Annotated in this window: 19 protein-coding genes; 8 read left to right on the top strand and 11 right to left on the bottom strand. The window is 63.4% G+C overall.

The genetic code is table 11. From position 1 onward, the window contains the following. Nucleotides 1-106: 106 nt before the first annotated feature. A complete protein-coding gene (locus STHERM_RS07125; RefSeq protein WP_013314214.1) occupies nt 107-742 on the top strand; it encodes a redox-sensing transcriptional repressor Rex in 636 nt (211 codons plus the stop codon). Here STHERM_RS07125 and STHERM_RS07130 read toward each other — a convergent pair. The 7 genes from STHERM_RS07130 to STHERM_RS07160 form a co-directional block, all read right to left on the bottom strand. Beyond that, on the bottom strand, nt 717-1,460 hold the full coding sequence (locus STHERM_RS07130; RefSeq protein WP_041623407.1) for an ABC transporter ATP-binding protein: 744 nt from the start codon (nt 1,458-1,460) through the stop codon (nt 717-719). The two genes, STHERM_RS07125 and STHERM_RS07130, sit on opposite strands and share 26 nt — an antisense overlap. Further along, nucleotides 1,457-2,179, bottom strand: a complete 723-nt coding sequence (locus tag STHERM_RS07135) for an ABC transporter permease (protein WP_237223196.1) — start codon at nt 2,177-2,179, stop codon at nt 1,457-1,459. Before STHERM_RS07135 ends, STHERM_RS07130 begins: the two co-directional genes overlap by 4 nt. A 32-nt stretch (nt 2,180-2,211) precedes the next feature. Continuing rightward, complete coding sequence (tyrS, locus tag STHERM_RS07140) at nt 2,212-3,444, bottom strand: tyrosine--tRNA ligase (protein ID WP_013314217.1); 1,233 nt, start codon at nt 3,442-3,444, stop codon at nt 2,212-2,214. Further along, complete coding sequence (locus tag STHERM_RS07145) at nt 3,441-4,772, bottom strand: glycine--tRNA ligase (protein WP_013314218.1); 1,332 nt, start codon at nt 4,770-4,772, stop codon at nt 3,441-3,443. The genes tyrS and STHERM_RS07145 overlap by 4 nt, the downstream gene beginning before the upstream one ends. A gap of 2 nt (nt 4,773-4,774) precedes the next feature. Beyond that, nucleotides 4,775-6,253: a glutamate--tRNA ligase gene (gltX, locus tag STHERM_RS07150; RefSeq protein ID WP_013314219.1), complete on the bottom strand. Its 1,479-nt coding sequence runs from the start codon at nt 6,251-6,253 to the stop codon at nt 4,775-4,777. A 119-nt stretch (nt 6,254-6,372) separates the two neighbouring features. Continuing rightward, nucleotides 6,373-7,620 carry a pyridoxal phosphate-dependent aminotransferase gene (locus STHERM_RS07155; protein ID WP_013314220.1) on the bottom strand — a complete coding sequence of 416 codons (1,248 nt, stop codon included), beginning with the start codon at nt 7,618-7,620 and terminating at the stop codon, nt 6,373-6,375. Further along, nucleotides 7,617-8,417: a hypothetical protein gene (locus STHERM_RS07160; RefSeq protein WP_013314221.1), complete on the bottom strand. Its 801-nt coding sequence runs from the start codon at nt 8,415-8,417 to the stop codon at nt 7,617-7,619. Before STHERM_RS07160 ends, STHERM_RS07155 begins: the two co-directional genes overlap by 4 nt. Before the next feature lie 16 nt (nt 8,418-8,433). Here STHERM_RS07160 and STHERM_RS07165 point away from each other — a divergent pair, with 16 nt between their 5' ends. From STHERM_RS07165 to glgP, 3 genes are all read left to right on the top strand, one after another. Continuing rightward, nucleotides 8,434-9,645, top strand: a complete 1,212-nt coding sequence (locus STHERM_RS07165; RefSeq protein ID WP_013314222.1) for an HD-GYP domain-containing protein — start codon at nt 8,434-8,436, stop codon at nt 9,643-9,645. A 77-nt stretch (nt 9,646-9,722) separates the two neighbouring features. Continuing rightward, nucleotides 9,723-10,466, top strand: coding sequence for a transporter (locus STHERM_RS07170; protein ID WP_013314223.1), 744 nt, complete (start codon nt 9,723-9,725; stop codon nt 10,464-10,466). Nucleotides 10,467-10,679: 213 nt separating this feature from the next. Beyond that, nucleotides 10,680-12,296 (top strand): alpha-glucan family phosphorylase, encoded by a 1,617-nt coding sequence (glgP, locus tag STHERM_RS07175; protein ID WP_013314224.1) that lies wholly within the window; start codon nt 10,680-10,682, stop codon nt 12,294-12,296. Between the two features lie 184 nt (nt 12,297-12,480). Here the strand turns inward: glgP and STHERM_RS07180 are convergent, their stop codons facing one another. Both STHERM_RS07180 and STHERM_RS11865 read right to left on the bottom strand, forming a co-directional pair. Further along, a complete protein-coding gene (locus STHERM_RS07180; protein WP_041623411.1) occupies nt 12,481-12,789 on the bottom strand; it encodes a hypothetical protein in 309 nt (102 codons plus the stop codon). Then, complete coding sequence (locus STHERM_RS11865; protein ID WP_158304547.1) at nt 12,786-13,046, bottom strand: hypothetical protein; 261 nt, start codon at nt 13,044-13,046, stop codon at nt 12,786-12,788. The genes STHERM_RS07180 and STHERM_RS11865 overlap by 4 nt, the downstream gene beginning before the upstream one ends. Nucleotides 13,047-13,537: 491 nt before the next feature. Between STHERM_RS11865 and STHERM_RS07190 the strand changes: the two genes are divergently transcribed. The 4 genes from STHERM_RS07190 to STHERM_RS07205 all read left to right on the top strand — a co-directional run bounded on the left by STHERM_RS07190 (nt 13,538) and on the right by STHERM_RS07205 (nt 16,541). Beyond that, the gene (locus tag STHERM_RS07190) at nt 13,538-14,452 is read left to right on the top strand and encodes a biotin--[acetyl-CoA-carboxylase] ligase (protein ID WP_041623415.1); all 915 of its coding nucleotides are present in this window, start codon (nt 13,538-13,540) and stop codon (nt 14,450-14,452) included. Nucleotides 14,453-14,524: 72 nt separating this feature from the next. Further along, complete coding sequence (locus tag STHERM_RS07195) at nt 14,525-15,070, top strand: biotin transporter BioY (RefSeq protein ID WP_013314227.1); 546 nt, start codon at nt 14,525-14,527, stop codon at nt 15,068-15,070. Further along, the gene (locus tag STHERM_RS07200) at nt 15,067-15,780 is read left to right on the top strand and encodes an energy-coupling factor ABC transporter ATP-binding protein (RefSeq protein ID WP_013314228.1); all 714 of its coding nucleotides are present in this window, start codon (nt 15,067-15,069) and stop codon (nt 15,778-15,780) included. The genes STHERM_RS07195 and STHERM_RS07200 overlap by 4 nt, the downstream gene beginning before the upstream one ends. Continuing rightward, complete coding sequence (locus tag STHERM_RS07205) at nt 15,777-16,541, top strand: energy-coupling factor transporter transmembrane component T family protein (protein ID WP_237223198.1); 765 nt, start codon at nt 15,777-15,779, stop codon at nt 16,539-16,541. The genes STHERM_RS07200 and STHERM_RS07205 overlap by 4 nt, the downstream gene beginning before the upstream one ends. On the opposite strand, the gene STHERM_RS07210 is transcribed toward STHERM_RS07205, so the two are convergent. Continuing rightward, nucleotides 16,510-18,498, bottom strand: a complete 1,989-nt coding sequence (locus STHERM_RS07210) for a heavy metal translocating P-type ATPase (RefSeq protein WP_013314230.1) — start codon at nt 18,496-18,498, stop codon at nt 16,510-16,512. The two genes, STHERM_RS07205 and STHERM_RS07210, sit on opposite strands and share 32 nt — an antisense overlap. Nucleotides 18,499-18,508: 10 nt before the next feature. Next, complete coding sequence (locus tag STHERM_RS07215) at nt 18,509-18,811, bottom strand: ArsR/SmtB family transcription factor (RefSeq protein ID WP_013314231.1); 303 nt, start codon at nt 18,809-18,811, stop codon at nt 18,509-18,511.

Genomic DNA, 18,811 nt, shown 5'->3' on the forward strand with positions numbered 1-18,811 from the left:
CCCTGTTTTTTTTTTTTTGTATAGAAAATTATTCAGTCTTTTCTTTTTCCCCTGTTCAGCATATAATAAACGTCATAAATTTCACTCGACCCGTGTGGAGGAAAGCGTGAAGCGACACAAGCTGCTCAATGTACCGAGTATCCGGAGGCTTCCATCGTACCTTCAAGTGGTGAAAGGAGCGGCGGAGGAAGGCAGGGAATACATCTCCGGAACCTACATCGCACAGGAACTCGAGCTCGAGGCCATACAGGTGCGAAAGGACCTGGCCCTCACAGGTATCATGGGGAAACCCAGGCTCGGGTACCCTGTCCAGGAACTCATCCACGCCATAGAGCGATTCCTCCGATGGGACATCGACCAGTTCGCCTGTCTCGTGGGAGCGGGTAATCTGGGACAGGCCCTCCTGGGATACCAGGAGCTCAAGAGGCACAAGTTGCACATCGCCGCGGCCTTCGATGTGGATCCTTCGAAGATCGGCAAGGTGGTGCACGGCACGAGGATCCACCCCCTCTCGGAGTTCGCAGCGGTAAAGGAAAAGGAGGACTTCGAGATGGCCATCCTCACCGTGCCGCCCGAGGTTGCACAGGAAGTGGCCGAAATCATCGTGGACCACGGCATCAAGGGGATCTGGAACTTCACCAACGTGAAGCTCAAACTGCCCTCCCACGTGGTGGTTCAGCAGGAGGACCTCTCCTCGGGGTACGCGGTGCTCTCGCTCAAGATGGCGAAGTTCGCCCGCTAGTACGGGACTCCTCAATCGAGGCGAGGGCACGCCGTATCCCGCGCTCGAGGGGGAGGAGGCGCGGATCCGTCATCTCCTCCACTCCGTGAGGGGCCGGATGATCGAGGATGGCCAAGACACGGGTCGGATTTCCCCCCAGTATGAGCACGTGGTCTGCAAGAAGGAGGGGCTCCTCGAGCCTGTGGCTCACCAGCACGGTGGTACGGGGCTGTTCCTTCCACAGTCGGTGGAAGACCCGCAGCGTCTTCGAGAGGAGCACGAGGTCCAGCGAGAGGAAGGGCTCGTCCATGAGGAGGAGCGGCGAGGGAAAGGCGAGGGCGCGGGCGAGGCCCACGCGTTGTTTGAGTCCTCCGCTGAGCTGGTGGGGATAGGCGCCCGCATAGGGGGCAAGGCCCAGTTCCTCCATGAGATGCTCGACCATCGTTCCCTCCCCCTCGTGTGGTGGAAGCACGAGAGCGATGTTCTCCCTCACCGTGGCCCAGGGAAGGAGCCTCGGCTCCTGGAAGACCATACTCACAGGGCCGGCGGGGAGTCCGGTGCACCGACCCGCCTGGGGCGCGAGGAGTCCTGCGAGGACCCTGAGGAGGGTGGTCTTGCCGCAGGCTGAGGGTCCCATGAGACAGGTGATCTTCCCCTCGGGAATCGTGAGGCTGAAGTCGTCGAACACGAGCCTTCCTGGAAAGGCCACGCGTATGCCTTCGAGCCTGATCCCACTCACCGCATCCCTCCCCAGAAGACCCTCCTGGAGACGAGGCCGAGCAGCAGGTGGGAGAGCCCGCTCAAGACCACCCCGATCGAGGTCCAGGCGAAGACCCCGGGGGTATCGATGAAGAGCTTGGCGGTGTAGAGGGCCGTCCCCACCCCCGAGGAGGGGAAGGCGATCACCTCTGCAGCGATGACCGCCTTCCAGACGAGGCTCAGCGCCGAGCGCGCCCCGGCCAGGACGAAAGGTATCAGCGAGGGAATATAGATCCTGGTGATCTGAACCCTGCGGGAAAGCCCGAAGGCCCTCGCCATCTCCAGCAGATCCACCGGGGCCGCCTCCATTCCCTCCAGCGTGGTGATCAGGATGATGGGGAATGCCATGGCGAGTCCCACCCAGAAAGGTGTGAGGGCGCTCCCCACCCAGATGAGGAGGATGAGGATCACCGAGACCACGGGCACCGACTGGAGCACCACCGCAGCAGCCCTGAGGGGCAGACCGAGACCGCCGGAGATCCCCCCGAGCACTCCGAGCCCCACACCTACGGCCAGGGCACACGCGAACCCTCCCAGGGCCCTGAGAGTGGTCACGGCCACGTGGGAAAGAAAGTGGGGATCCCGGAGGATCCCCACCACCTTCAGCGCCACCTCTTCGGGAGAAGGGACGATCAACGGGCTTCCCGCGACGAGGGACACCACCTTCCAGAGAAGGAACGCCCCGGCCACGACGAACACGAAGCCTCGTCCCCTCCCCCATCTTCCTCCATTCATCTCACCACGACCCTGAAATATCGCTTCTTGCCCGCCCGGAGGAGGAGCTCCCCCGCCTCGGGCACATCCTGCAACCTCACCACCTGCTCCAGATCCTTCACTTGTTCGCCCTCGATGTAGGCGCCGCCCTGGGAGATGAGACGGCGGGCCTCGCTCTTGGAAGCGCAGAGATCGGTCTTCACGAAAAGCTCCACCACACCGATACCGTGCTCGAGCTCTTCCCGTGGGATCTCCACGAAGGGGATGGAGGAACGATCCTGCCCCCCCTTCCCGAATGCCGCCCGGGAGGCCTCGAGTGCCTTGTCGGCCTCTTCCCTGCCGTGGATGAGCGCGGTGAGCTCGTAGGCGAGCCGCTCCTTGGCCAGGTTGATCCGCTCGTCCGTGTGGGCCGTGAGGCTCGCTATCTCGTCGATCGGAAGGAAGGTATAGTACTTGAGGAACGTAGCCACGTCCTGATCCGGCACGTTCCTCCAATACTGGAAGAACTCGTAGGGGCTCACCATGGAGGGATCGAGGAACAGGGCTCCCTTCTCGGTCTTCCCCATCTTCTTCCCGTCCGAGCGGGTGACCAGGGGCATGGTCAGGCCATAGGCCTCCTCTCCCCTCACCCTCCGTATGAGGTCGATCCCGGCCACGATGTTGCCCCACTGGTCGTCCCCGCCTATCTGGAGGGTGCAACCGTAGCGCTCGTTGAGCACCAGGAAATCGTAGGCCTGGAGGAGCTGGTAGTTGAACTCGATGAACGAGAGGCCGGTCTCGAGGCGCGCCTTGTAGGTTTCGAAACTGAGCATCCGGTTCACCGAGAAGTGTCGTCCGATCTCCCGGAGGAAGTCGATGTAGTTGAGCTCGGCGAGCCACTCGGCGTTGTTCAGCATGAGGGCCCGCTTCCCGTCCACGGGAAAGAAACGCTCTATCTGGGCCTGGATGGCCCGGGCGTTGCGATCTATCTCCTCCACGGAGAGGATCCTGCGCATCTCGGTCTTGCCCGAGGGATCCCCTATGCGGGCCGTGCCCCCGCCTATGAGGATGATGGCACGGTGCCCCGCGTTCACCAGGTGCGTGGCAGCGAAGAGGGGGACGAGGTGTCCCGCGTGGAGGCTCGGACCCGTGGGATCGATCCCCAGGTAGAAGGTGACGGGGCCCTCCTGCATACGGGCCCCGAGCCCTTCGAGGTCGGTGCACTGCTTCACCAGGCCGCGTTCGGCAAGAAGCGGGAGGGCGTCGCTCATGTGCCGACCCTCCTGTACTCCCTGATGGCCTGCTGAACAGCCGACACGATCTCGTTCCTGTGAATCCGCACCTGCTCCATCGAATCCCGATACCGAAGGGTGACGGTGTCGTCCTTAAGGGTCTGGTAGTCTACGGTGATGCAGTAGGGAGTCCCCACCTCGTCCTGCCTCCTGTACCTGCGGCCTATGGCCCCGCTCTCGTCGTAGAAGGTGTTGAAGTGGTCCCTCAGCTCCTCCTCGAGGTTCTGGGCATAGGTATCGAGCCCATCACGCCTCATGAGCGGGAACACCGCCACGGTGATCGGGGCGATGAGAGGATGGAACCTGAGCACCGTACGTTTCTCCCCGTTCTCGAGTTCCTCTTCATCGTAGGCATCGGAGAGCACCATGAGCACGCTGCGGGTGAGTCCCGCCGAAGTCTCGATGATGTAGGGGATGTATCGCTCCCTCGTCTCGTCGTCGAAGTACGAGAGGTCCTTCCCCGAGAACTGTGAGTGTCGGCTCAGGTCGTAGTCCGTGCGGTTGTGAACCCCCTCCAGCTCCCTCCATCCGAACGGGAACTCGTACTGGATGTCGACCGCCTCCTTGGCATAGTGGGCGAGCTCGTCCGGTCCATGCTGGTGGAACCTGAGCTTCTCAGGCCGAACCCCCATCTTCCTGTAGTACTCCATGCGCTCCGCTTTCCAGTAGTCGAACCACTTCTTGTCCTCGGAGGGGTGCACGAAGAACTGCATCTCCATCTGCTCGAACTCGCACGTGCGGAAGATGAAGTTCTTGGTCACGATCTCGTTCCTGAAGGCCTTGCCCACCTGGGCGATCCCGAAGGGAACCTTGAGCCTGCTCGACTGCAGGCAGTTCTTGTAGTTCACGTAGATACCCTGGGCGGTCTCGGGCCGCAGGTAGACCACCGTACTCTCGTCCTCGACCGGCCCCAGGTGGGTCTTGAACATGAGGTTGAACTGGCGCGGCTCGGTGAAGGAGTCCTTCGCGCCGCACTCCGGACAGGGGGCCGAGAGATCTATCTGGTCGGCCCTGAACCTGGCCTTGCACTCCTTGCAATCCACGAGAGGGTCATGGAAGTTCTCCACATGGCCCGAGGCCTCCCACACCTTGGGGTGCATGAGGATGGCGGCATCGAGTCCCACGATGTTCCGGCGTTTCCGGACCATCTCGTTCCACCAGAAGCGTTCGATGTTGTTCTTGAGCTCCACACCAAGTGGACCATAGTCCCATGCCGACGAGAGTCCACCGTAGACCTCGCTCGACTGAAACACGAATCCGCGGCGCTTACAGAGCGACACGATGGTATCGAGGGTCACCTGTGCCATGTCTACTCTCCTTCCGTGAGCGATGAAAGTTTTTCAAGTGCGCGGTCGATCCTCTGCAACGTCTCCTCCGCTCCCAGGAGCCGTATGGACTCGAGGAGGGGTGGAGAGACCGTGGAGCCGGTGACGGCCACCCTGAGGGGCATGAGGAGCTGTCCCAGCTTGATCCCCATCCGTTCCGCGAGGGCCCGCATCCTCTGTTCGTTCTCCTCGTCGGTACGCGTCCAGTAGCCTGAAAGCTCCTCCTTGAGGGCGGTGAGGATCCTCATCGTAGCAGGCGGGTCGAGCTTCTTCGGCACCAGGAGAGCCGGCTCGTACTCGGGGACCTCGTGGAAGAGGAACCAGAGGAGGTCCTTCACGTCGCGGAGCACCTTGAGGCGCTCCTTGACGATGGGCACCGCGAGCCTGAGCTTCTCCTTCTCCTCATCGGTGGGAGGGCTCGGGAGGAGCCCCGTCTCCTCTGCGACGGGGAGGAGGAGGGCGAACAGTTCCTCATCGGTCTTCGCACGGATGTAGACGCCGTTGAACCACTCGAGCTTCTTGTAGTCGAAGACCGCAGGGGACTTGTTGAGCTTCTCCAGGGTGAAGACCCGCTCGAGCTCCTCCCGCGTGAAGAGCTCCCTGGAGTCGTCGTAGGCCCACCCCAGGAGGGAGACGTAGTTGACGACGGCCTCCGGAAGGTACCCCATCCTCCGGAACTCCTGCACGCTCGTGGCGCCATGACGCTTCGAGAGCTTCTGGCCGTCGGGACCGAGGACCATGGGAAGGTGACAGTAGACAGGATGTTCCCACCCGAAGGCCCGGTACAGGAGGACATGGAGCGGTGTCGAGGGGATCCATTCCTGGGCCCTCAGGATGTGCGTGATGCGCATGAGGTGGTCGTCCACCACGTTGGCCAGATGGTAGGTGGGAAACCCGTCGGACTTGAGGAGCACCGGATCGGGGTTGACGTCCGCGTTGGGGTATTCCACCCTCCCCAGCAGGTAGTCCTCGAAGACCGTGCTCCCCTCGACGGGCACCTTGAACCGGATGACGTGGGGCCTCCCTTCGGCGAGGAGCCGCTCCACCTCATCGGGGGGGAGCTTCCTGCAGTGCCGGTCATAGCCGGTGGCACGTCCCTTTCCCCGTTCCTTTCTCAGCTGTTCCAGGCGCTCCGGAGTGCAGAAGCAGCGGTACGCATGTCCCTGTTCGACGAGGAGACGGGCGTGCTCCTGATAGAGTTCCTTCCGCTCCGACTGGAAGTACGGACCATATGGTCCGCCCTTGCCCGGTCCCTCGTCCCAGGTGATACCGAGCCACTCGAAGGTCTCGAACAGGTCCTGGAGGGCCCGCTCGTCGTAGCGCTCCCTGTCGGTATCCTCTATCCGGAGGATGAAGGTACCCCCCTGCGAGCGGGCGAAGAAGTAGTTGAACAGGGCCGTGCGGAGCCCCCCTATGTGCTGAAGCCCGGTGGGCGAGGGCGCATACCGTACTCGGACGCTCATGGACACTCCAGAAGTCGAAGATGTGTAAGGGATTATAAGTGAGCCTCGAACGAGGGTCAAGGCGAGGGAACGCACCGGGAAGCCGGGCAGGTGGTGCCGTCCTCCGGGCGTGTGAGCGTCTAGGCCACCCCCGCCCCGTTCTGGCGGTAATCCGCGAGGAAATCGGCCAGGCGCCCGATGGCGTCCCGAAGCGTGTCCTTGTCGGGAAGGAACACGATCCTGAAGTGGTCGGGGTGCGGCCAGTTGAACCCCGTGCCCTGCACCACCTGGACCTTCTTCTCCCTCAGGAAATCGAGCACGAACAGCTCGTCGCTCTCGATGCCGAAGCGCTCGGCATCGAGCTTCGGGAAGCAGTAGAGGGCACCCTTCGGCTTGCGACACGAGACCCCCGGAATCTGGTTGAGGAGCTCGTAGCAGAGGTTCCGCTGCTCGTAGAGCCTGCCGCCCGGTCTCACGAGGTCGTCTATGCTCTGATACCCGCCGAGGGCGGTCTGGATCCCGAACTGGGCGGTCATGTTGCTGCACAGGCGCATACTCGAGAGGAGCGAGATCCCCTCGATGTAGTCCTTGGCGAGCGGCCGCTTCTTGCCGCTGATCATGAGCCACCCCGCACGGAGTCCGGCGGCCCGGTAGGCCTTCGAGAGGCCGTTGAAGGTGAGACACAGGGCATCCTCGGCGATGAGCGACATGGGGGAATATGCGGCCCTCGCATCCTCGTCATAGATGATCTTCTCGTAGATCTCGTCCGAGAAGATCACCAGGTTGTGTTCACAGGCGATCTCGTAGATCTTCTCCAGCACCTCCCGAGGATAGACCGCACCCGTGGGGTTGTTGGGGTTGATGACCACGATGCCCTTCGTGCGCGAAGTGATCTTCCGCCGTATGTCCTCTATGTCGGGTATCCAGTCACTCTCCTCGTCGCAGATGTAGTGTACCGGTCTGCCACCCGCCAGACGGGTGACCGCAGTCCACAAGGGATAGTCCGGAGCGGGGATGAGCACCTCGTCCTCGGGATTGAGGAGGGCCTGGAGGCTTATGGAGATGAGCTCGCTCACGCCGTTGCCTATGAAGATATAGTCGGTGTCGGCGTCGAACACCCCCTTGGCCTGGTAGTACTGCATCACCGCCTTCCGGGCGGGAAAGATACCCTTGCTGTCTCCGTACCCCTGCGCGTTCGGCAGATTGATGATGATGTCGTGGAGGATCTCGTCCGGGGTGTTGAATCCGAACGGCGCAGGGTTCCCGATGTTGAGCTTGAGGATCTGGAATCCCTCCTCCTCCATCCGTCTCGCCTCGTCCATGACAGGCCCGCGGATCTCGTAACACACGTCGTCGAGCTTGTGCGACTTCTGGAACAGTTGTTTCATACGTACACCCGTTCTACCGCATCGGCTATGAGTTTGTTCATGATAAGTACCACAAGCTCCTCCCTGTGTCCATCGAGGTAACGTCTCAGGGCGGACCTGGGTACGGCACGGAGAAAGGCTTCCCTCTTCTCTTCGAGGAGCGTCCGTCGCTCCTCGTCCTTGGGGAAGAACTCGCTGAGGGCATGGAACGAGAGCAGACGGACGGCGGGGTTCCTTCCCCCGTCGAGGAGAGAGAGGAACACCCGTTCCGCCTCTTCGTACTCGTTGCAGAGGATGAGTCCGTAGCCGTGGAACCACTGTGACCACTCCCTGTCGGCGCCTTTGAGTCGCCCGACAGCGTTCGCATAGTGATCCCGTATCGCCTCGCCTTCGTTCGAGAGTATCAGGGGAAGTCCGAGTTCGAGGAGAAACGTCCGGTGTACCGCGGGATTCACCTCTTCGAGAAAGACATCGAGCCTCCGAATGGCCTCCCAGTCCCCCCTCATGGCAGCGAGCGTGAGATAGAGTTGCACGTCCCCCCGGGAGACCCGCCTCAGCTTGAAGATCCGGTTCGAGAGGAGCTCGTAGAGGGCATCCCACTGTTCTTCCTCTAGATAGGAAAAGAACAGACGGTTCCTCGTATAGAACACCACAAGGAGCACGAGGAGGAGGAGAAACCCCGCGAGCAGGTACCAGTACGAGGACCAGAAGGACACGGCATACTCCCAGCCGAGCATCCAGAAGGGGAGCAACACGAGGAGGAGGGATGCGAGGACCACCACGCCGACGAAGGCAAGAAAAAGGACCTTAAATTTCACCGTGTTTTCTCCTATAATGAAAGAGAGTGTAACGTATACCCCATGGGGCGGTCAACAGAAGATGAAACAGATCCCGGTGAAAGATCTCAAACCCGATAGCTACTGTTCGGACGACCTGTACCTGGACGAGGAATACATCCTCCTCCCTCCTGAGGTGCCTATCTCATCGGAGCTCATCAACCGTCTCCTGCGATGGGGATTTCTCACCGTGTGGAGCAACGGCAGTCTCTCGGACAGTCCACCAGGGGGGATACACCCTGCAGAGGAAGGAGAAGGGGGAACCAGACAGGAGGCACCATCCCTCGTGGTCGACGCCACCGAGCAGAAGACGCTGCAGGCGGTGCGGGAGTTTTTCTCGGATCTCGTGACCTTCTGCGAGAAGACCTATTCCGCGTTTCTCAACAACCAGCGACTCAACCCCGGCACGGTTGCCGACAAGGCTAAGGAGGTGATCACCGCCGTCCGCGTCCACCAGCCGTTCATCTTCAGGATCCAAGAGATGGACGATCCCCGGCGCAACTACCTCATCGTCCACTCCGCCAAGACAGCCATCCTCGCGGCGGGACTCGGGCTGCGCCTCCAGATCCCCCAGTTCAAACTGGTCGACCTCGTGACCGCCGCCCTGCTCCACGAGATAGGGATGATCCGGCTTCCGCCCCAGCTCTACCTCTCGAACAGGGTGCTCACCCCGGAGGAGAAACGCGCGATCACCGCCCATCCGGTGATCGCCTACAAGACATTGCGTTCGTTCGGGTTCCCGATTCCCGTCTGCCTTGCCGTGCTCGAGCATCACGAGCACATGGATGGCTCGGGCTATCCCCGCGGCCTCAAGGGCGATCAGATCTCCGTGGCCGCCCGGATCATAGGGATATGCTCCACTTACGCCGCGCTCACCGCGGAGCGTCCTTATCGTCCACCGGCCGAAGGACACACGAGTCTCCTCGATATGATGAAACGCGCCGGCAAGTGGTACGACGAAATGCTCCTCAGGTCGCTCATCTTCATGCTCTCGCTCTACCCCATCGGCTCGTACGTGATGCTCCAGTCCGGCGCCAAGGGCCTGGTGGTGGAGTCGAACCCTGAGAACCCCCGATGTCCTGTGGTGAAGATACTCTTCGACGACCGGGGCCACCGGCTCAAGGATCCCATCCTGGTGCGCACCGACGAAGGCATCAACACCATCCGTCGCGCCCTCACGCAGAAAGAGGTAGAGGAACTGCTGGGATGAGGAGCCGGAGGGATCAGGAATAACGATCCGCGCTCGTTTCGTTTCTCCGAATCGAGCTGGACCCTCGGCTGACCCTGGTGGTGGTCCTGATCTTCGCCCTGAATCTCCTGCTCTTTTTCCTGCGGAAGATGGAGCCCATAGGAGGGAAGGGAACCTTCGCGCCGTTTCTCATGAGCGGTTTCGAATACGGCATGTTCGCCTTCGGGGTCTTCAGCGTGGCCTACGGGGAGGAGCACATCCCTCTCATCGCAGTGACGAATCTGGGCCACGAGCTCTTCATCTGGTTCATCTTCGTCCCTGCACTCATCGGCACAGCGGGTGGAAGAAGAGGACTCGGCAGGACCACCGTCTCGTTCATGACATCCCCTGTGATCATCGGGATAGTGCTTGGCCTCACGGCGAACCTCCTGGGGCTTCGGATTCCACTGGAAGGAGCACCCGTCTCGGCCGGCATCATCCGCATGCTGGAGATGATCTCGGGCATGACCGGACCTCTCATCCTGCTGGTATTGGGGCAGGACTCGAATTCTCTCCACTCGGGTTCCATCTGGCATTCAGAACCCTCGCGGTCCGCTTCCCGACAGTCCTCATCCTGTTCTTTGCACTCAGCCGGTTCGTCTTCAAAAGATGGCTGGATCTACCATCCGGTTACAGCACGGCCCTCTTCGTCCTCCTCCCTCCCCCCTATGTTCCCCATCTTCATGGGAGAGGGACACGAAGAAGAGCAGGGCAGGATCAACACCACCCTCACATTGTATACGCTGGTGTCCCTTGGCGCATTCCTGGTGTACTTCGGACTCTTCCCCACGATCGAAACATGAGACGGCCCGGCCGGCCGGAACCGGGATGCGCTACGTCTTCATCGGGTGAGGTGGAGACGGGGGCGGGCACGCCCTTCCGATACGAATCCCGGTCCAGTATCCGGAGAGCCGGTAGTGGGAAGGGGCTCCTCCATACACACATGCATTCATGCAAACGCTTGCATTAATGTGGAGGTCGGGGTATACTGGCCCTATACCATCGAGGAGGATGTAATGAGCGACCGATCACTACCGCGTGTGGCGTACTTCTCCATGGAGTACGGCCTCTCATCGGAGTTCAAGATCTACGCCGGCGGGCTCGGCATCCTGGCCGGTGACTACCTGAAGGGCGCGAAGGATCACGGCTACCCCATCGTGGGGATCGGGATCCTCTGGAAGCAGGGCTACACCGATCAGCTCATCGACGAGGACGGCAGACCCTACGATGCCTACAAGAACTATCGCTACGACTTCCTCAAGGATACGGGCGTGAAGGTGAAGGTGAGGATCCGCCGGAGGGATGTGTGGTGCAAGGTCTGGCTCGTGGACTGCTTCGGGAACGCGCCCCTCTACCTGCTCGACACGGATCTCCCCGAGAACGAGGACAGGTGGATCACGGGCCAGCTCTACGGGTGGTTCGGCGAGGAACGGATCGCCCAGGAGATGGTGCTGGGTATAGGGGGCGTGAGGGCCCTGCGCGCCCTCGGGATGGAGGTGGACGTGTACCACTTCAACGAAGGACATGCGGTCTTCGCGGCGTTCGAGCTTATCCGCGAGAAGATGGAAAAGGGCATGGGCTTCGAGGAGGCGGTGCAGGCGACGCGCGAGGAGGTGGTCTTCACCACCCACACCCCGGTGAAGGAGGGGAACGAGACCCACTACCTCGACCGGCTCCTGTACATGGGTGCCAACCACGGCCTCACCCTGGAGCAGCTCGTGCGACTGGGTGGAGCTCCCTTCAACATGACGGTTGCCGCCCTGCGGCTCTCTCGGATCTCCAATGCGGTGGCCCAGCTCCACGCCGAGACCGCGAACAGGATGTGGGAAGGTGTGGAGGGGAGGTCGCAGATCATCGGGATCACCAATGCCATACACCTGCCCACCTGGGTGGACGAGCGGATACTAAGGGCGGCCGAGGGTGCGGGTGACCTGTGGGAGACGCACATGGACAACAAGCGGGCCCTCATCGCCTTCGTGAAGGAACGGACCGGCGTGGAGCTCGATCCCGATGCACTGCTCATCGGTTTCTCACGGCGCGCAGCCCCCTACAAGCGGAGCGACCTCATCTTCAGCGACCCCAAGGTAATCGATCCGCTCCTCAAGGCACGGAAGATCCAGATCGTCTTCTCGGGCAAGGCCCACCCGCTCGACGACACGGGCAAGGGGATCGTCGCCAATCTGGTGAAGATGGCGAGGACCTATCCCCACGCGGTGGTGTTCCTGGAAAACTACGACATGACCATAGGTCGGATGCTCACCCGTGGTGCGGATGTGTGGCTCAACAATCCACGCAGGCCGCTCGAGGCGAGCGGCACCTCGGGGATGAAGGCGGCCATGAACGGTGTGCTCAACCTGAGCACGCTCGACGGTTGGTGGCCCGAGGCCTGCCAGCACGGGGTGAACGGGTGGCAGTTCGGTGACGGTTTCACGAGCCCCGATGTGGAGGCACACGACAGGCACGACACCGAGGCCCTCTACCGGGTACTCACCGGAGAGGTGATCCCCACCTACTACGAACAGAGGGGGAAGTGGGTGGAGATGATGCGGCAGAGCATCCTCACCACCAAGGACCGCTTCAACGTGAAGCGGATGCTCGAGGAGTACTACGAGCGGATGTATCGACAAAAGTAACACAAAAAGTAATACAAACGCCCCGCACCCTCTGGTGCGGGGCACCCTGCAATGGGGAGTGAGGGAGGGAATCCGCCGTGAAGTACATGAGGAAAGATGCAGGCGGGTCAGGAGCTCGGCTATGAGAAAGGAGGAACCCAGGTCTTCTGATGCATAGAGGTCACCGCCGTGAACCTCGAGGCCGTCAACACCTAAGGAAGGGAAAGGGAGGCAACCTCCCCAGGGAAGCGGGATTTGAGAGATCCAGCATGGCGATGCGCTCTCTGTCCGAGAGGGAAAGGGAGGAGGCCGAATCGACCACGGATGAGACCGTGTTGGTACCGTCGTTCACATCCACTTTCGTAACCTGATAGTGAGAGGAGGGATCGGTGTCGTTCACGACCACGAGGGCATTTCCATCCCTACCCACCCCACCCATGAGGGTGAGCTCAGTGGCGGTGATGCCAGAGACCTGGGCCGCACCTACTGGTTGGGAGGGAGTACTCTCATTCACGACGAGAAGCTCGTCGTCCCGTCTGCGAGGGAGACGTAGTCTCCCTCTTTCACCACGGTGCGGGCATTGCCGACGCTGTCGAGGGTCCCTGTCATGGTGAGGGTTGAGGGGCTGCTCACGTCTACTATCCCAAGGCCGGCAAGACCCCAGGCGACGTAGGCATAGACCCCTTCGACCATCACATCTTGTGGCCACTCTTTGAGAAGCGTGATGCATCCTTCCACGACAGGCTCATCCTTGTCACTCGCGTGCAGCATGTCACCAGGAAAGGATTTATTCGAGATCCGTACAGGGTTGGGTAGATCAGCCACATCCACGATTCGAAGGGGGAGTAATCTACGTGGTGAGGGAGGCATAGTGCCCTCAACAGGAACGTCCACCCCGTTCCCGACGCCAAGATCCCTCCACCACTGAAAAGCCGGGGGGACCGGATCCGCATCTCCCACCGGAGAGCTACATCCTGCGAGGGAGAGGAAGGTGATGGCCAGAAAAACGGGTACGTGTTTCATGGCACATTCCTTTACGATCGCATAAGTTTAAGCATATCTAATAGTTACGACATTAAAAATGTAAATAATGGAAAGCAACTTTGTGAAAAATCATATTAAATAGGCATGGCGGCCATTCCCTCTTCTCCTGCAGTAGTGATACCGATATGGAGAGGGGCGAAGGGCTCGCTTCTCTCCCATACCATGGCTTCTCCACCCGATTGACATTTACGTGCACGCGTGTTAACCGAATACTTGTTATGGTTAACCCAAAACGGTTCATCCTCTCCAGGCTCAGAGAAGGCGGGGTGGTCTCCGGACAGGAGCTCGCCCGGGAGCTCGGGATCTCGCGGGTGGCGGTGTGGAAGCACGTCCAGGCCCTGGTGGAGCGCGGGTACGGGATCGTGAGTACGGGGAGTGGGTACGTGCTGGAGGAGGACGGGGATTTCCTCTACCCGTGGGAGTTCTCCCGTCCGGAACTGGTCCTCTGGGAGGAGGAGACGGGGAGCACCATGGATCTCGCGCGGGGGTGTGCGGCCTCGGGGGCGCCCGAGGGTACGGTGGTGGTGGCGGAGCGGCAACGGGCGGGGCGAGGCCGGTACGGGAGGGTGTGGGAGACCCCGCCCGGGGCGATCGCGGCCACGGTGGTGTGGCGTCCCGAGGGGGGGCTCGACCGGGCGTGGGAGGTGCTCTTCGCGGCGGGGGTGGCGCTCGCGGAGGTGCTGCGGGAGCAGGGGGTGCCGGCCGTGCTCCACTGGCCGAACGATGTGTACGTGGAGGGGAAGAAGGTGGCGGGACTCCTCCTCGAGGTGCTCGCCGAGCACACGCGCCTGGTGTGGGCGAGCCTGGGGATGGGGGTGAATGTGCACGCGCGGCCGGGGGTGGAGGGGGCAGGGGCGCTGGACGAGTGGACCGCCGGAAGGATACGGCGCGCGGCGCTCCTGGAAGGGGTGCTCACCAGGATGCGGGGGCTCCTGGCCGAGGGGCCCGAGGCGATACGGGCGAGGTGGCGGAGGGTGTGCGGGCTGTGGGGGAGGCGTGTGGTGGTTGAGGAACAGGGGAGGGTGGTGAGGGGGGTGGCCGAGGATCTGGGGAGGCAGGGCGAGCTGGTGGTCCGGACCCCGGAGGGGGGGCGGGTGAGGGTGGTGAGCGGGGTGTGCACGCTGGAGGGGTGAGGATGTCTCGAGGTGTGTGCGGTCCGCCGGCGTGGCCGGCGGTTCATCCTACTATACGAAAGGATGTATACGATGGATCAGAAGGTGGTACGGTATGCGGTGGTGTGCGCCCTCTTTGCGGCGCTCATCGTGGTGGGTTCGTATCTTTCCATCCCCATAGGGCCGGTGCCCATCGTGCTCCAGAACCTGTTCGTGCTCCTCGCCGGGCTTCTCCTGGGTCCGTGGCTCGGGGCGGCGAGCGTGGGGCTGTTCCTTCTCGCAGGGGCGGTGGGTCTTCCCGTGTTCGCCGGGGGAACGGGAGGGCTCGCCCACCTCGTGGGTCCCACAGGGGGCTACCTCTTCGGCTACCTCGTGGCGGTGGTGCTCGCGGGTCTCGTGGCAGGACGTCGGGGTGAGGTGGTACGGATGATCATCGCAGTGGTGGCAGGCTCGCTGGTGATCTACGCGATAGGGGTGCCCTGGCTCAAGGTGTCGCTCGGTATGGACTGGGGCAAGGCCCTGGCCGCAGGGATGCTGCCGTTCCTCATAGGGGATGCGCTCAAGGCGGCGGCGGCCGTGGCGATCGCCCGTGGGCTGCGGCCGCTCCTCATCTCGCAGGGGTTCATGCAGGCTTCATGAGTATCGTGGTGGAGGGGCTTTCCCACCGCTTCCCCGATGGGTCGTGGGGGCTCAAGGATGTGTGGCTCACGATCCACGAGGGGGAACGGGTGCTGCTGGTGGGAAGGAATGGGTCGGGCAAGACGTTGCTCATGAGACACCTGGTGGGGCTCGCGCAGCCCACGGAGGGAAGGGTCCTGGTGGATGGTCGTGATGTCCGCCGGGACCCGTTCTTCGCGCGGCGGCGGGTGGGCCTGGTCTTCCAGAGTGCCGAGGCACAGCTGGTGCGGCACACGGTGCGGGACGAGGTGGCGCTGGGGCCGGAGAACCTGGGGCTGCCGGGAGACGAGGTGGCGCGTCGCGTGGAGGGGGTGATGGGGAGGCTGGGGATCTCCCACCTGGCGGCCCGTCATCCGCGGACGCTCTCGGGAGGGGAGAAGCGGAGGGTGGCAATCGCAGGGGTGCTGGTGATGGAGCCCGCCTACCTGGTGCTCGACGAGCCGTTCGCAAACCTGGATCTGCCGGGGATAAGGAGCGTCCTGGAGGCGCTCGAGGTGCTGGAGCGTGAGGGACGTGGATGGGTGGTGATCTCGCACGAGGTGTGGTGGCTCAAGGACAGGGTGGACAGGGTGGTGGCGATGGAGGGGGGGCGGGTGGTGCTGGAAGGAAGGCCGGAGGAGGTGGGGGGGAGGCTGGAGACCCTGGGGATCTGGGAAGGGGGGAGGGTGTGAGGGATACGCTCCTCTTCTTCTACCAGCCCGGTGCGGGGGTGCTCCACAGGGTGGATGTGAGGAGCAAGGCGCTGGGGTTCGTGTGGGCGTGTGTGGCTACCATGGCGTCGGGGAGGTGGGGGCTGGGGTTGTTGGGGGTGCTGGGGGTGGGGTTGTGTGTGGGGGGCGGGGTGCGGGGGGTGTGGCGGAGCGTGAGGGGGGTGCTGGTGCTGGGGGCGCTGGTGCTGGTGGGGAGGGCGCTGAGCACGGAGGGGGTGGTGGTGTGGGAGGGGTGGGGGCTGAGGGCGACGGCGGAAGGGCTCGTGCGGGGGGCGGTGGGGGCGGGGAAGCTGGGCCTGCTGGTGGTGTGGGCCCACCTCTTCCTCGCCTCCACCCCCCTCTCCTCCTTCGAGGCCGCCCTCGCCTGGCTCCTCTCACCCATCCCCGGCCTGCGCCGCCTCCGCGGCCTCATCGCCGGCACCCTCTCCCTCATGCTCTCCTTCCTCCCCCTCATCGCCCACCAGGCCGCCCTCATCCGGGACGCCCTCAGCGCCCGCCTCCTCTCACCCTCACGCCGCCCCATCCACTCCCTCACCCTCCTCTCCTCCACCCTCATCCAGAACCTCTTCCTCCTCGCCCAGGAGACCGCCGACGCCCTCACCGCCCGCTCCTACACCTTCACCCCTCCTCCCCTCCCCCCGGGCCCCTCACTCCTCCCACCCCTCCCCTTCCTCGCCGTCCTCACCCCCCTCACCGTCCTCCTCGCACTCCTTCCCGCCTGAGCCCCCATCCGAACGCCCTCACCGCATTGAGCACCGCAAGGAGCGTGGTCCCCACATCGCCGATCACCGCCTCCCACATCCCCGCGAGCCCCGCCACACCGGCCACCATGAGCCCCAGCTTGAGCCCCAGGATGAGGACCACATTCTCCCACAACACCACCCTCGCCTTCCGAGCGAGCCGCACCGCCTCCACCACCCCGTGGAGCGAATCCTCCATGAGCACCACATCCGCGCTCTCGCTCGCCGCCTGCGTCCCCCCCGCCCCCATGGCGATCCCCACATCGGCCCGCGCGAGCACCGCCGCATCGTTGACCCCGTCGCCCACGAAGACCACCCCCTCAGCCTGCTCCACCAGACGCGCCACCTCCCTCACCTTGTCCTCGGGGAAGAGCCCCGCCTTCCACTCCCGTATACACAGATCCCCCGCCACCTCCTGCACCGCCTCCTCCGTGTCGCCCGTGAGCACCACCACGCGCCGCACCCCCAACCTGCCAAGCGCCGCGAGCACCCCCTTCGCATCCTCCCTCACCGCATCCTCCACGCGCACCCGCCCCACATACCGACCGTCCACCGCCACCTCCACCACCCCCCCATCCCGCACGCACCGCTCGTGGGGAATCCCCTCATCGTGCAGGAGCCTGTCGCTCCCCGCCACCACACGCCGGCCCAGCACCTCCGCCACCACCCCCCGGCCCGGCACCTCCCGCCACCGGCCATCCAGCCCCTCGAGCCGCCCCCCACGCTCCCTGTAGGCACTTCGTACCGCCTCGGCCACGGGGTGGGCCGCGTGAGCCTCGGCCCTCGCCGCCCATTCCAACACCTCATCCCCCCTCACCCCCTCGGCGGGCTCCACCTCCTTCAGGGCGAACACCCCCCGGGTGAGCGTTCCCGTCTTGTCGAACACCACGGTGGACACTCGCGCGAGCGCATCCATGACCGCTCCACCCTTGAAGAGCACCCCCCGCGCAGCCGCCACCCCCATGGCGTTCATGTAGACCAGGGGAATCCCCACCACCAAGGCGCACGGACACGAGATCACCAGGAGCACCAGGGCGCGGTAGCCCCACCGTGCGAGCGACCCCAGGCCGAGAAGCGGCGGCACCAAGGCCACCACGGCCGCGATCGAGACCACCAGAGGCGTGTACACCCTCGCGAACCGGGTGAAGAACCGCTCCACCCTCCCCTTCCGCTCCCTCGCCTCCTCCACCAGTCGCCGGATCCGCACGATCGACGACTCCGCATACGGATGCACCGCCTCCACCTCGACGACTCCCGTGAGGTTGAGGGCCCCCGCCTGCACCTCATCGCCCTCCTCCACGGCCACGGGAAGCGACTCACCGGTGAGCACCGCGAGGGAGAGGTCGGTCCTCCCCTTTCTCACCACCCCGTCCACGGGTATCCTCTCTCCGGGGCGGACGAGCACCACCTGGCCCGGCCTCACCTCCTCGGGCCGCACCTCCCGCACCGATCCTCCCTCCACAAGATGGGCCCGATCCGGCATCACCGAGAGCAGGGCGGTGATCGAGTCCCTCGCCCGGCGGACCGCCCTGTCCTGAAGGGCCTCGCCGAGCTGATAGAAGACCGCCACCGCCGCGGCCTCTGCAAAGGCCCCCAGGAGCAGAGCCCCCAGGGTCGCCACACTCATGAGGACGAACTCGTCCAGCACCCCACCGCGCACCAGACTCCGCACCGCACTCCGCCAGAGGGGGAGACCGGCCCAGAGATAGAGACCGAGAAAACCCGCATCCCGGAGCAGGGAAGGCATTCCGGGAAGGACCTCGCCGAGCACGATGAGGATAAGGAGCCCTCCTGCGGCTGCAAGATGAGGCCAGAGCGGGGCCTCTTTCTCCGGAGGGGAGGCCTGTATCGTGCGACAGGAGGTGCAGCACGCATCCCCGGTGCCGCACCCCTGGGCCGGAGCGCGTTCGTCTACCGATGGTATGTATCGCTTTTCCATCCTGTGCTCCTCACATCTCCTCGAGGTGCTCGCGTGCGAGCTCGTACACCTTCTGGACGTGCTCGTCCGCAAGCCGGTAGTACACGTGTCTCCCCTCGCGCCTCGACCGGACGAGCCTCGCGTGCTTGAGGAGCGCGAGCTGGTGTGAGACCGCCGAGTGCGTCATCTCCAGCCGTTCGGCAAGGGTATGCACGCAGAGCTCCTCGTCGAAGAGGAGGGAGAGGATCCGGATACGGGTGGGATCCCCCATCATGCGGAAGAACGAGGCCATCTCCTCGATGAGGACCTCCTGTGTTTCGGAAAACCCCGACAT

Origin of the sequence: Spirochaeta thermophila DSM 6192, from assembly GCF_000147075.1 — a bacterium.
Lineage (GTDB): Bacteria > Spirochaetota > Spirochaetia > Winmispirales > Winmispiraceae > Winmispira > Winmispira thermophila_A.